The 13,098-nt window shown below is 66.7% G+C and carries 13 protein-coding genes and 1 pseudogene; 4 read left to right on the top strand and 10 right to left on the bottom strand.

Annotated elements, in window-relative coordinates; translation table 11 throughout:
* Window positions 1-56: 56 nt before the first annotated feature.
* The 5 genes from AC50X9_RS02185 to AC50X9_RS02165 form a co-directional block, all read right to left on the bottom strand.
* Entirely contained in the window at window positions 57-848 is a 792-nt protein-coding gene (locus AC50X9_RS02185) for a YqjF family protein (RefSeq protein WP_494889710.1), read from the bottom strand.
* A gap of 177 nt (window positions 849-1,025) precedes the next feature.
* Window positions 1,026-1,454 (bottom strand): hypothetical protein, encoded by a 429-nt coding sequence (locus AC50X9_RS02180; protein WP_494889708.1) that lies wholly within the window; start codon window positions 1,452-1,454, stop codon window positions 1,026-1,028.
* 134 nt (window positions 1,455-1,588) lie between these two features.
* Window positions 1,589-1,978: a DUF1622 domain-containing protein gene (locus tag AC50X9_RS02175; RefSeq protein ID WP_494889706.1), complete on the bottom strand. Its 390-nt coding sequence runs from the start codon at window positions 1,976-1,978 to the stop codon at window positions 1,589-1,591.
* 47 nt (window positions 1,979-2,025) lie between these two features.
* Complete coding sequence (locus AC50X9_RS02170) at window positions 2,026-2,910, bottom strand: SDR family oxidoreductase (protein ID WP_494889704.1); 885 nt, start codon at window positions 2,908-2,910, stop codon at window positions 2,026-2,028.
* A 46-nt stretch (window positions 2,911-2,956) separates the two neighbouring features.
* Window positions 2,957-3,859 (bottom strand): MSMEG_6728 family protein, encoded by a 903-nt coding sequence (locus AC50X9_RS02165; protein ID WP_494889702.1) that lies wholly within the window; start codon window positions 3,857-3,859, stop codon window positions 2,957-2,959.
* A 214-nt stretch (window positions 3,860-4,073) separates the two neighbouring features.
* Between AC50X9_RS02165 and AC50X9_RS02160 the strand changes: the two genes are divergently transcribed.
* Complete coding sequence (locus AC50X9_RS02160; RefSeq protein WP_494889700.1) at window positions 4,074-4,601, top strand: hypothetical protein; 528 nt, start codon at window positions 4,074-4,076, stop codon at window positions 4,599-4,601.
* A gap of 95 nt (window positions 4,602-4,696) precedes the next feature.
* Here AC50X9_RS02160 and AC50X9_RS02155 read toward each other — a convergent pair whose 3' ends face one another.
* Window positions 4,697-5,395 (bottom strand): transglycosylase family protein, encoded by a 699-nt coding sequence (locus tag AC50X9_RS02155; RefSeq protein ID WP_494889698.1) that lies wholly within the window; start codon window positions 5,393-5,395, stop codon window positions 4,697-4,699.
* Between the two features lie 223 nt (window positions 5,396-5,618).
* Window positions 5,619-8,213 (bottom strand): excinuclease ABC subunit UvrA, encoded by a 2,595-nt coding sequence (locus AC50X9_RS02150; RefSeq protein ID WP_494889696.1) that lies wholly within the window; start codon window positions 8,211-8,213, stop codon window positions 5,619-5,621.
* A gap of 48 nt (window positions 8,214-8,261) precedes the next feature.
* On the opposite strand from AC50X9_RS02150, the gene AC50X9_RS02145 reads away from it, so the two are divergent.
* Window positions 8,262-9,368: an adenosine deaminase gene (locus tag AC50X9_RS02145; protein ID WP_494889694.1), complete on the top strand. Its 1,107-nt coding sequence runs from the start codon at window positions 8,262-8,264 to the stop codon at window positions 9,366-9,368.
* A gap of 127 nt (window positions 9,369-9,495) precedes the next feature.
* Here AC50X9_RS02145 and AC50X9_RS02140 read toward each other — a convergent pair whose 3' ends face one another.
* The 3 genes from AC50X9_RS02140 to AC50X9_RS02130 form a co-directional block, all read right to left on the bottom strand.
* On the bottom strand, window positions 9,496-9,846 hold the full coding sequence (locus tag AC50X9_RS02140) for a helix-turn-helix transcriptional regulator (protein WP_494890162.1): 351 nt from the start codon (window positions 9,844-9,846) through the stop codon (window positions 9,496-9,498).
* Window positions 9,847-9,882: 36 nt separating this feature from the next.
* Window positions 9,883-10,932 carry a TerC family protein gene (locus tag AC50X9_RS02135; RefSeq protein WP_494889692.1) on the bottom strand — a complete coding sequence of 350 codons (1,050 nt, stop codon included), beginning with the start codon at window positions 10,930-10,932 and terminating at the stop codon, window positions 9,883-9,885.
* A 181-nt stretch (window positions 10,933-11,113) separates the two neighbouring features.
* The gene (locus tag AC50X9_RS02130) at window positions 11,114-11,548 is read right to left on the bottom strand and encodes a DUF2177 family protein (protein ID WP_494889690.1); all 435 of its coding nucleotides are present in this window, start codon (window positions 11,546-11,548) and stop codon (window positions 11,114-11,116) included.
* A 174-nt stretch (window positions 11,549-11,722) separates the two neighbouring features.
* Between AC50X9_RS02130 and AC50X9_RS02125 the strand changes: the two are divergent.
* A pseudogene (locus tag AC50X9_RS02125) lies at window positions 11,723-11,803 on the top strand (DUF1295 domain-containing protein); the annotation flags it as partial.
* Window positions 11,804-12,129: 326 nt separating this feature from the next.
* Window positions 12,130-13,095 carry a pullulanase X25 domain-containing protein gene (locus AC50X9_RS02120; protein ID WP_494889687.1) on the top strand — a complete coding sequence of 322 codons (966 nt, stop codon included), beginning with the start codon at window positions 12,130-12,132 and terminating at the stop codon, window positions 13,093-13,095.
* Window positions 13,096-13,098: the final 3 nt, after the last annotated feature.

Raw genomic sequence — 13,098 nt, 5'->3', positions numbered from 1 at the left:
GCCTCATCTGGTTTTCAGGATTCGCCACCGTGATGGGATCAAGGCTGCGTCTCAGTTCAGCCGGTCAGGAAGCGCGGCCGGCCGAACTGGGTGCGGACTCCGGGCGAGAAGAGCACCGATTCGGGCGGTCCCGCGACGTCAATACCAGCTGCGGCGACCAGCTGATCCTCGAGGTGGGTCAATTGCCCGCGGTACAGCGGCCACGCTTCATGAGTGTTGGGAACATACAGCGTCCTTTCCCGTAACCGGGTGTGCAGGCCGAACCGGGCCGTGAGGTGGATGGACAGCGGGTCGGTTGCTTCGGCGTCGAGCTCCGGGGCAACCGTGAAGTCGCTTCGGGCACCGCCCCGGAACCGGCGCACCCAGTATCCGGCCTGGGGACCCGCCGGACCCGCCTCACCCAACCGTCCCGGACCACCCGTAAGACCGGCGCTGGCCGAAGCTTCCAGGTTCCCGACCCCGCGGAAGCCCGCCCGCGACCACACATAAGGAATCCCGGCCGCCCGGGCAGCGAGCACCACCGCCAACCGCGTCGCATCCAGGCTCAGGAAGACAACACCGCGGGTGCCGTCAGGTTCCCGCGAGTAGAGACGCACGTTGATCTCGGTGAAGCTACCGAAATAGGGGATCGCGGGCCCCCGGCCCACGCTCGCGCCTTGCATCCGGAAACCGATCAGCCCCACCCAGGCGGAGCCGTCGAAATCGTCCGGTACCACCCCCGGAGGCATGAACGGCGCCGCCGCTGCAGCAGGGATCCGCCAGTGCAAAAAGACCGCGTCCGTCCACCGCTGGTCCATGATGACCGGGGCCGGAAGCTCAGGGGCACTCGGCCACGGATCAACGCCCATCAGTCGGTGCCCGCTGCGTAGTCAGTCATCCCCCGAGCCTAACGGCACGCCGTGAACCGGTAGGAATCTCAACCGGGATTGTTAGGGATAGATGCTTGAGTAATCCGGACGTACGGCCACGACCTGAATTTCGGACCCCTGACCCAGATATTTTCCGCTCCTGCCACTGCGACCGGGCTATTTGAGCGGCGGCAGAACGACGATCGTGTCTCCATATTGGAGCGTTACTTCACGCGAGACGTCTACCTGGGCTGGGGTTTTGATTACGTAAGTGCGTGGAGCCAAGTCTGCGGTGCACTGTGGTCCACCCCGGGTGTCGAGACCAAGCTTGAGGTGATGTGCATCGAGGACTTCGATAGAGGATGGGAAGGCCGGGCAGCTTGAACTGCCGCTCAATACTACGGCGAATTTCGCTCCGGCATCGAGCCAGCCTGCTGCAGGGAATGGATATAGGGGAGCCTGAGCAGAAGAGCTTGGTTTTGCAGTGATTGCTTCCGCGGGAAGCCCGCCCTGGCGTTCAGATTCGGCGATCGAACCGGGTAAGGCCGAGCATCCGGCTAACAGCGCGGACATGCCTACAAACCAAAGCCGAACGATCTTCCCCATACGACGAGGCTACGGGGCGACTCGTGGTTCGTCACTCCCGGTGACTGGTGGCGAGCGATCTGTTGTGATGACTCAATTGGATGTCGGTCGGGGACAGCTGGCAGTGCAGACCATCGGTGAGGCGTGGCTGGGCTTTACCCGGCAGATCTCGCGGCGGAAGAGCCTTCGGGCTGCTTCTGCCAAGGCCAGCGTCCGGTGATTTCGAGCTCAAGTGAAAAGCTCAGGAAGGTCCTGATCAGCACAATGATGGCGAGCACCCCGACACTTTCGAAGGTCGGGGTAACCGCGACAGTCTTGATGATGTCCGCCGCGACCAGGAGCTCCAGCCCGAGCAGGATTGAACGGCCCAGCAATTGCCGGTATGAGCGGTACACGGATAGCGGCTCGGCACCTTCGGGCAACCGCCGCGGCTGGAAACCGCGAATCGCCAGCGGGATGGACACCAAGGCGCCGATCACCATCACGGCCACGCCGGCGGCGTCCATGTACCCGCCGACCGCTTCAATTATGTGCTGCAAATCCATTGTTCCCCTCACTGGAAACTCGGTGGGTGGCCCTCGGAACGGCGTGCTCAGGCGTGCCGTTCACCCACGCCGGCGAGCATGGCCCGGTAGCCTTCGCGGAAGCTTGGATAGGTGAACTCGAAGCCTGTGCTGCGCAATAGCGCGTTGCTGCAGCGCTTGTTGCCGCCGCGGGACGGCTCACCGCCGGGCTGCGCGCCACTTTCGGCCGCGCCCGACGGCGGCTGGGGGAGTCCCAGCTCGGCGGCCAGGAAGCGCAGCACCTCGCCCATTTCGGCAGGCTCGTTGTCCGCGCCCAGATACACCGGCGCGGGGACCGGGTCCATGGTGCACAGGTGGACGATTGCTGCCGCGGCGTCGTCACGGTGGATCCGGTTCGTGAACCGTGACTCTGCCGGAAGGACCGCGGACCCGCTCCGGACCTGGTCAAGGAGCCGCGTACGTCCGGGACCGTAGATACCGCCGAGCCGCAGCACCACCGGGGTGATTCCGGTGCCGCTCAACCGGCCGGCGAGGAGATCCTCCGACTCCCGGATGATGCGGCCGGAGAACCCGCCGGGCTCCGGCGTCGTGCTCTCATCAACCCAGCCCCCGCCCGCGTCGCCGTAAACAGCGGTCGAGGAGACAAAAAGCACCCGCCGGACCGGGGCGCCGGACTTCAGGACGGCGTCGAGGACATTCGACAGACCGTCCACGTAGGCGGCCCGGTAGGCAGCTTCGGTGGGGGAGTCCGCCGCAATCGCGACGGCGACGGCGGTCGTGTCCGCCGGGACGGGCGGCAGTTCGCCGGCGCTCAAGTCGGCCGCTGCACCTTCGATGGCGGCGGGGAGCTTCTCCGGCGAGCGCCGCCAGCCCACCACGCGGTGGCCCGCCGCGGCGAACCGCAGGCCGGCCTCGGTGCCCAGATCGCCGCAACCGGCCATAAGTACAGTCATGTTGGCCAGTCTGCCATTTTTCGGCGGCCACGGCCGCCGATCCAGATTAGCGCGCCGGGATCGGGAAGAAGACCCGAGGATCCTGCAGCAGCGCCGGGTAGTCGAACGACGAGCGGTCCAGGATCTCGTCGACCTGGAAGTTCCGCGCGAAGCGGCCATCCACGGTGATCGGACGGCCCAGGACCTTGCCGACGGCGAAGGACGCGCCGCCGTCGAACGGGATCGCAACGGTCGAGTTGCCGGGCAGCGTATTGAACGCTTCCTCCTGGTGCTGGCGCTTGCGGGTCGGCTTCTTGACGAGCTGCTTCGGCGGCAGCTTGCGCACCTTGGCGGGACGGCGGGCACCGGAGTCCGCGTAAACGAACTGGTACTCCTCGTCGCCTTCGGCGGCAGCCTTCGCCCGACCTACGAGCGGCAGGCTGACCGTAGCCACCTTCGTCGGTTCGGTGTCACCCAGCGGCTGGCGGAGGACCCACATGCGGTCGCCGATCGGATCCTCCGGCAACAGCTCGTGCTTGGGTTCGGGCCAGACGTACTCCAGGTCGAGCTCCGTGTCCGGGAACAGCGGCGTATAGAACCGCGGGTCCTTGGCGATCAGCCGGGAGCGGTGGCTGAGGTGCACCTCGGGGGCTCCCAGCCACGGCGGCATCGGGATCTTGGCGGCATAGTCGGGGTGCGCAGCCTGGGGTGCGAATTCCATGATCTTCTCGCGGGTGGTGTCCTCCCCGCCGCGGGCTGTCCATTCGTCGACCATGGTCAGGCCGTACAGCGTCAGCGCGGGAACGTACCCCATCCACATCCGGATCGCCGGGTGCGACTGCCAGCCGTACTCCGGGATCACCAGCGCCCGCAGGGTCTGCAGCGCTTCAACTCGCTGCTTGCCGAGCCGCGCGCGGTCCAGAACCGCGGCGCTCTGCTGGAAATCGGGGAAGGGGAGAAAAGTCTGCATCTCTCCAGTTTGAGGCCATGGAGCCAATGCGCCAATTGCGCCAGGCTGCGGGTGAGCGTGTTCACATTCTGGAATGGGACAGACAGCCGGCGACTTCGGCGGGTAAACTAGCACAAACCACCCGTGACGCCCGGAAGACACGCCCATGCCGAAGAAGTCAGTAAATGAAACATCGGCGCGGCCTGCGCCCGGAAAGCTCCCCCGATACGGCCAAATGCTGAGCCCCGACGCCAACGGGATCCTCATCCTGGAGGAGTTCACGATCGATCCCGCGGCCGCCCGCAAGGAGCTGTCCGGTTTCCGGTCGGCCCTGGCGTCGGTGGCGCTGACCATGCGGCGTCTGCTGGCACTCCGGCTGTTCATCGCCGTTGTTGCGATCGCCAATCTCCCGCTGTTCCTGCTTTCCAGCGGCTGGGAGATCTATGTTGTCTCGCTCGCCATCGTCGTAGCAGTCCACGCCGCGGTGTCCTGGCTGAACCGCCACGAGCCGAAGATCCGCCAGCGGGGAATGCTGGAACTGCACCTCCACCGCGAAAAGAGCGCCAATTACCGCAAGGTCCGCGACGCCGTGAAGTACGTCATCGACGCCCCGGCCCGGATGAACGAAAACCTTTACCTCGAGCTGCTCGCCGCCAAACGCGTGGCCCTCCATCTCGCCATGGGGACCGTCGCCCTGCTGGACACCAGCGACGACACCGCCTGGAAAGTGCAGATTGTCCGCGAGATTCCGCGGGCTGCATAAGACAGCACGCAGACAGCACGACGCCGGAGGGTCCCCGTGAGGGAACGCTCCGGCGTCGTGGTTTAACCGCTCCTGCTGCGCCGCCCGAGAGCTGACTAGGCCGGAAGCTGCAGCACCTGGCCAGGGAAGACCAGATCAGGGTTGCTGATGGAGGCGGCGTTGGCGTCGGCCAGCGACTGCCACCCCCCGGTGATGTTGAGCTTCTCCGCGACCTTGCTCAAGGTGTCGCCGCTCTGGATCGTGTAGCTTTCGCCGCTCAGCGCGACGGCCGCCACGTGGCGTGCCGGGGCGGCTGCCTTCGGGGCTGCCGCCTTGGGGGCGGCCTTGGCGGCGACCTTGGGTGCCGCGGCCTTGGTCACGGCCTTCGGGGCGGCCTTGGCGGCCGGGGCCTGAACCGCCGGCTGTGCCTGGGGCACACTCTGCGGAGCGATGGCGCCGCCGGTCAGGCCAAGCTTCGCGGAGCAGGACGGCCATGCTCCCCAGCCCTGGCCTGCCTGCACCCTCTCGGCGACGGCGATTTGCTGCTCACGGCTGGCGTTGGCCGCAGACCCGGTGCCGCCATACGCTGCCCACGTGCTGGGGGTGAACTGCAGCCCGCCCGCGAAGCCGTTGCCGGTGTTGATCGCCCAGTTGCCGCTGCTTTCGCACTCGGCAAGGGAATCCCAGACGGAGCCGGCTGTCGCGCCAGGGACGGCTGCGTTGGCCGCGGAGGCGGACAGAGCAACGCCGGCTATCGAGACGGCCGCAAAGGTGATGCCACGGCGCGCGGCAGTGCTGTAGGTGGATTTCTTCATGGGTTGATGCTCCTGAGGGCCACCGGTGCTCGGTCCGTCCCCGGACGTTGTCGCACTAACTGCCCGCCCCTGACAATAGAGGTCGTTGCGGTGGCTACCGGTCGGGCAGTTTCTGGTGGTGGTAGCACCGGGCATGCATGCCCGGTGTCCGGGCATGCACCCTACGCTAAACCACGCCATTCCCGTTATCAAGCCGTTATCATCAGTAAACTGTTTTTATTTATCAGCCGCCGAGCACTGCGGCAAGATACGGTGCCGTCCGGCTCTTTTTGGACCGTGCGACGGCGGCGGGTGTCCCGACCTCGATGATCTTGCCGCCAGCGTCGCCACCGGCGGGACCAAGGTCTATCACCCAGTCCGCGGCCGCCACCACGTCCATCTCGTGTTCCACCACGATCACGGTGTTGCCGGCGTCCACCAGCCGGTGCAGCTGCGCCATCAGGAGTTCGACGTCGGCCGGGTGCAGGCCCGTGGTGGGCTCGTCCAGCAGGTACAGCGAGTGCCCGCGCTGGGCGCGTTGCAGCTCGGTGGCGAGCTTGATGCGCTGGGCCTCACCGCCGGAGAGTTCGGTGGCCGGCTGGCCCAGCCGCAGGTAGCCGAGCCCTACCTCGCGGAGGGTCTGCAGGCTGCGGGCGGCGGAGGGGACCTCGGACAGGAACTCGGCGGCAGCGTTGACCGTCAGGCCGAGGACCTCCGCGACGTTCTTGCCGCAGTAGGTGACCTCGAGGGTCTCCGGGTTGTAGCGCGAGCCGTGGCATTCCGGGCAGGGGCCGTAGCTGCCGGGCAGGAACAGCAGTTCGACGGCGACGAAGCCCTCGCCCTGGCAGGTCTCGCAGCGCCCGCCCGCGACGTTGAAGGAGAAGCGGCCGGCGCCGAAGCCGCGGGAACGGGCCTCGTCCGTCGCGGCGAATTCCTTGCGGACGGCGTCGAAGAGGCCGGTGTACGTGGCGAGGTTGGAGCGTGGGGTGCGGCCGATCGGCTTCTGGTCCACCTTGACGAGCCGGTCCAGCCGGTCCAGTCCGGAGACCGGGCCGACACTGAGCGGCCCGGCGGATTCTGCGGGCTCGGACTCCAGGTCCCCGGTGGCTTTCGCTGCGGCGTCGGCCTCCGGGTGCAGCCGGCGGCCGACCACCTCGGCGAGGACCTGGCTGACCAGGGTCGACTTGCCGGAACCGGACACGCCGGTGACCGCCGTCAGCACGCCGAGCGGGAAGTCGGCGTCGAGTTCGCGCAGGTTATGCCGGCTGATGCCGCGCAGCTCCAGCCAGCCGTCAGCGTCCCGCTGTGCAGCCTCGCGCCGAGCAGCCCCGGGCCGCGGGCCGGGTGCCGCGGAACCGACGCCTGAGCCGTCCGGGAACAGGAACGGCCGGGTCACCGACGACTCCACCTCGGCGAGCCCGGCGACGGGGCCGCTGTAGAGCACCTCGCCGCCGCCCTCGCCGGCGCGCGGGCCGACGTCGACCAGCCAGTCGGCGCGGCGGACGATGTCCATGTTGTGCTCCACCACAAACACCGAGTTGCCGGAGGACTTGAGCTGGTCCAGCACCGCGAGGAGGGGCTCGGCGTCGGCCGGGTGCAGACCGGCGGAGGGCTCGTCCAGCACGTAGATCACGCCAAAGAGGCCGGAGCGCAGCTGGGTGGCGATCCGCAGCCGCTGCATCTCGCCCGGGGACAGGGTGGGGGTGGCCCGGCCCAGCGCGAGATAGCCCAGCCCGAGGTCCAGCAGCACGGTGACGCGTTGCAGCAGGTCCCGGGTGATGGCGACGGCGACCTCGTTGGCCTCGCCGGAGCTTTGTTTGCGTGAGGCGGTCCCGGCGGTCGTCAGCTCGCTGGTGGGACGGATGATGCCCGCCAGTTCAGACATGGGTACGGAGTTGAGCTCGGCGATGGTGCGGCCGGCGAACGTCACCGCGAGGGCGGCCGGGGTCAGGCCGGCGCCGCCGCAGACCGGGCAGGGTCCGGTTTCCATGAAGCGCAGCACCTTCTCGCGCATGGTGGTGCTCTTGGAGTCGGCGAGGGTATGCAGCACGTAGCTTTTCGCGCTCCAGAAGCGGCCCTTGTATGGCTTCGCGACGCGGTCGCGCTGCGGTGTCACCTCCACCACGGGCTGTTCCTCGGTGAAGAGGATCCAGTCGCGATCCTTTTTGGCCAGTTTCCGCCAGGGGGTGTCGACGTCGTGACCCAGGTGGGTAAGGATGTCACGCAGGTTCTTGCCCTGCCAGGCGCCGGGCCAGGCGGCGATCGCGCCGTCGCGGATGCTCAGCGAGGTGTCCGGGACCAGGGAGGACTCGGTGACGGTGTGCGCGATGCCGAGGCCATGGCATTCGGGGCAGGCGCCGGCGGCGGTGTTGGGGGAGAACGCGTCCGAGTCGAGTTGGCCCGCGCCGTCGGGGTAGCTGCCGGCGCGGGAGAAGAGCATCCGCAGCGAATTGGACAGCGTGGTGACCGTGCCCACCGTCGAGCGGGAACTCGGCGTCCCGCGGCGCTGCTGCAGCGCGACGGCGGGCGGCAGCCCGCTGATCATCTCCACCTTGGGGTTGTGGCCCTGCTGGATCAGCCGCCGGGCGTAGGGCGCCACGGATTCGAAGTAGCGGCGCTGAGCCTCGGCGTAGATGGTCCCGAAGGCCAGCGAGGACTTGCCGGACCCGGAAACCCCGGTGAACGCCACGATCGCATCGCGGGGCACGTCCACGTCCACGTTGCGCAGGTTGTTTTCCCGGGCACCGCGCACCCGGACGAAGCCGTCCGGGGCGTGGCCGGCGCCGGGCGCGGGAGATGCCTCGCCGGGACGATGGGAAGCATGCTGATCAGTGTGCATCTGATCGACTCTATCGGTGTCTGCTGCCCGCGGGCATATCCTTACCGGATGGAAACTAACGACGGCGTCGCTGCCACCGAAGACGCTGCCACCGACACTGCCGCATCCGACAGCCCGGCAACCGCCGCACCCGAGGTTCCCGACTTCGTCGAGGTTCCTGCCGCAGTCCACGCCCCGCTGCCGGTCGCCGAGCTCCACCTGCATATCGAGGGAACCCTCGAACCCGAGCTGATCTTCGCTCTGGCGGAGCGCAACGGGATCCAGCTGCCGTACGCGGACCTGGACGAGCTGCGCTCCCGGTACGAGTTCACCGACCTGCAGTCCTTCCTGGACCTCTACTACGCCAACATGGCCGTGCTGCGGACCGAGCAGGACTTCGCCGACATGACCCGGGCCTACCTGTCCCGGGCCGCGCTCGCCGGCGTCCGGCATGCCGAGATCATGCTGGATCCGCAGGCGCACCTGTCCCGCGGCGTGGCGCTGGAGACCTGCGTGAACGGCGTGGCTTCGGTGCTGGCCGTCTCGGAGCAGGAGTTCGGGATCTCCACCCTGCTGATCGCCGCGTTCCTGCGCGATCTCTCCGAGGATTCCGCGCTGGAAGTGCTGGAGAAGCTGCTCGCGATGGATGCGCCGATCGCCGGCATCGGCCTCGACTCGGCCGAGGTGGGCAACCCGCCGGCCAAGTTTGAGCGGCTGTTCGCCCGGGCCAAGGACGCCGGGCTGCACCGGACCGCGCACGCCGGCGAGGAGGGCCCGCCGTCGTACATCATTGACGCGCTGGACATCCTTGACGTGGAACGGATCGACCACGGTATCCGCTGCATGGAGGATCCCGAGCTGGTGGAACGGCTGGTGGACGAGCTCACGCCGCTGACCGTGTGCCCGCTGTCCAATGTCCGGCTCCGCACGGTGGACACGCTGAAGGAGCACCCCCTGCCGGCGATGCTGGCGGCAGGCCTGAATGTGAGCGTGAACTCGGACGACCCGGCGTATTTCGGCGGCTACGTGGATGACAACTTTGCGCAGCTGAAATCCCTGATCGGGCTGTCCGAGTTCGACTTAGTCCGGATGGCGGCAAACTCGATCCGCTCCTCCTTCGCGAGCGAGGAACGAAAGACGGAACTGCTGGCCGAACTGGCGGCCTCCGGGCACTGAACCCACTGTTGCCCAGTCACTCCTGGCTGCTATAACCGGCGGATGGGAACTGCGGATGGGAACCATAACCGATAGGACAACGCTGGGTCACGCACGGCCCATCAACGGGGCAGGGGTCTTCTCCGGGTCAGGGTACCTCCTGTGGCGGTACCGCGTCGGCTGACGGTGCGGCGCCCGCGAAGAGACGGAGCAGACCGTCGATTTCCCAGGATGCGGTGGCGGGGTGGCGGAAGTGCTGGTGGGGTTCAACGGCATAGCTGGTTCGCCGTCCCGCCCGGACGCGGTGAAGATATCCTCCGTCTTCGAGATCCTTGAGGATCTGGAGAGTCGAGCGTGGTGTTATCCCCACCCTCGCGGCGATGTCGGTGATCCGGGCTTGAGGGTCTGCGGCCACCGAGAGCAGAACGTGCCCGTGGTTCGTAAGAAAGGTCCACCTTGGACGAGCGTGTGCCGGAGAAGGGGGCGGTTCCGGGCCCATTTCCGGACCAAGCGGTGAGGCTGACATGGATGTTCCTTACTGACGTTTCCGGCTAGCAGCCGAAGAAGCTTTCATGCCGCCGCGTTTACGCCACACCGGTTCCAGCTCCGCGATTTCCTCGGCCGCCGCGGTTCCGAACGGGGAATGCGCCGGCGCCGCCGGAGCCTCGCTGTCCTGTCCGCGGGTGGCCCACAGACTGGCTCCGATGGACACCCCAAGGATGGTGGCGATGATGGTCAGGGAGAGCGTGGTGGGGATGTAGTAGATATCGATTTTGAGGAGCATTTTGATGCCGACCCAAATCAGGACGAGCGCGAGGCCGATCTTGAGGTAGATGAAGCGGTGGATCAGGTCGGAGAGCAGAAAGTACATTGCCCGGAGGCCCAGGATGGCAAACGCGTTGGCGGTGAAGACCAGGAACACTTCGTCGGTGACGGCGAAGATCGCAGGGATGGAGTCCACGGCGAAGATGATGTCGGTGACCTCGATGAGGACCAGGACCGCTAGCAACGGGGTGGCCAGCACAGCGCCGTTCTTGCGGATCAGGAAGCGCTGGCCGTGGAAGTCGTTTGTCATGGGCACGCGCCGGCGGAAGAGTTTCAGGACCCGGGACTTTTCCGGGTCAAGATGTTCGTTGCGGTGCCGGATCATCCGGTAGCCGGTGAAGAGCAGGAACGCTGCAAAGATGTACAGCACCCACCCGGCGCTGGCGATGATCGCGGAGCCCGCCGCGATGAAGATGCCGCGGAATATCAGGGCGCTCAGGACCCCGAAGAACAGCACCCGGTGCTGGTATTCGCGGGGTACTGCGAAGTACGTGAAGATGATCGCCCAAATGAACACGTTGTCCACTGCCAGGGATTTCTCGATCAGGTAGCCGGCGAAGTATTGCTGGCCAAACTCAGCCCCGAAGATTTGCCACACCAGGGCGCCGAACCCTACTCCGAAGGCGACCCAGAGGCCGGACCAGAGGGCGGCTTCGCGGACGCCGATGACGTGCGCCCTGCGGTGCGCGAACAAGTCCACGGCCAGCATCAGGACTATAACGGTGAGAACGGCCAACCAAGCCCAAAAAGGAACATTCATCAGGGAAAACCGCTTCCAGTCAGTGCTACTAACTGGAGGTCTTTCCCGGTCCCGGGGACCTGTCCCGCCGGGCCGCTCAGGGTCGGCCGTACTGACGACGGAACATTCAGGGGATACTCCCCTCCGTACAATTAGTGAAGCATACTTCACCTATGGCGACAAGGGGCGGCTTGGGGCGACGCTACGCTGCGGTGACCGCTGGCGCGAGCATTCGCCGCAGCAGGGTTGCCGTGAGCCAGGTGACGGCGCTGCACGCCGCGACTCCCCAGGCGATGTCGGTCACGGCAACAATGGCGGGGAAGTCCTTGAGGACGGCGAGTGCGGTCAGGGCCCAGGTGGCGTAGGTGAAGAAGCCGAACAGGGCGGCTCCCGTCACCCGTTGCCGCATGGTGACGTCCGGGTCGTTCGGCCGGATGCCATAGTGCACCATCCCCGCAACGTAAATGAGGTAGAAGACGACGGCGCCGGCGAGGTTGGCGCTGGGCGCGAGGAGGTCGCCGATCTGGCTTTGATACTGGTTGTTCGCCACGGTGCCGATCCAGACAACGTCGAGGACGGCGAAGATCACGGCGGCGACCGCGTAGGAAAGCAGCCACCTCTTGGCGTGAATGCTCATGCTTGGCTCCTTTTGTCGGCGTAGAGGTTGTCGACGATGAGGCGGGCGCTTTCGGTGAAGGCACCGCGCTTGAGCTTCATCGTGTGGGGGTCACGATACCGGTGGCCGCACTGAGGTCGGTGAGCAGCAGCACGAACCGGCCGAGGCAAGGTTGCCCACCGTGGCCGACGGCAGAAAAGCCGCTTCAACGCCGACCCTGCCAACAAGGGACCATTCTCGACCGGGCTTTGGGCCAAGTCCCGCCACCCGAATTAGTCCACCCGAATTACTTCGGCGAGATCCTGCCCTGGATCGGCGTGGCTCTGGATCGGCGTGGCGGTCATCGCCCTGCCGACCCTGCAGGGATGGCAGTTGACGGCCCTGACCCCCAAGGTCTGGCAGCAGCGACAGTCCGCTCGGTGGACGCATCGGTTGCCGCACGCGGAATATTACCCGCGAGTACTGCCGGTTTAAGCCCCTCGCGCCCACCGGGATGGGGTGTAATAGTGGGTCACGACACACAGAGTTAACCTTTGCTACTCGCGGGAACCCATCCGTTCTTGGCAAAATGCAGGTGGATCAATTGCTTCTAGAGGAGACCCATGGGCGCGAACACTGCGGAAAACACCACCCGTCGACTGAAGGCTGTACTGGACGTTCTGGCAGAGGGGGTATGGACGGATGAGAAGCTGAACGCCGGAGCTGTGCTGGGCGAGGCCATCGAACGCGTCCCGCTCAACGACTTTGAGCGCGAGCTGCTGAGCGGCGGAATTCCCCGCGGCCACAAAACACTGACCACCGCCACCGCGCGGCTGGTCAAGGCCGGCTGGCTGGTCAAGGGCCGTTCGGGCTGGACGATCACCGAGGACGGCCAGCGCGCCACCGTCGCGTTCGCCGACCCCGCTGCTTTCACCGCAGCGCTCGACGCCGGAACTCCCGTTCCCGCCGGCACTCCGCTGCCGTCCGAGCCTGTCGTCAAGCCGGCTGCGAAGACCGCCCCGAAGGCCGCCACAGTTGCCGAGAAGGTCGCCGGCAAGGCTGCCAAGCTCGTCGAAGAGGCCGTTGCGCCCGTCGCCAAGGCGGTCCGGAAGCGCAAGGCCGCCGACAAGGCCGCATCTGCACCCGCCCCCGGGCCCGCGTCCGCGGCGGCAACGGCCACCGCCACGGCCCCGAAGAGTGAATCGCCGGCGGTTGACGCGCTGGCCGCTGCAAGTTCGCCCAACGGTGGGGCCGCCCCCGCGGCACCCGCCACCGGCGTGGAAACCATCGAACAGCCGGAGGCAGTCGCCGTTGCGGGCGATTTCAACATCCTGCTGGGCGCACCGGCCAACTGGGCCCCGCATTACGACGAATCCCAGATGGAGCTCGATCTCGTCGATCAGCTCTGGAAGCTCGCGGCGGATCTCCCGGCCGGTACGTACAGCTTCAAGATCGCACTCAACCGCTCCTGGGAGGAGAACTTCGGCGCCTTCGGTGCCTTCGACGGCGCCAACCACGAGGTGCGCCACTCCGGCGGCATACTGGTCATCCACTACGACCACCGGACCCGCGACATCATCCTGCCGTAGCAA

Source organism: Pseudarthrobacter sp. HLT1-3, from assembly GCF_059383535.1.
Note: the sequence above shows the minus strand (reverse complement) of the source record. Positions and strands in the feature narration are given on the sequence as shown.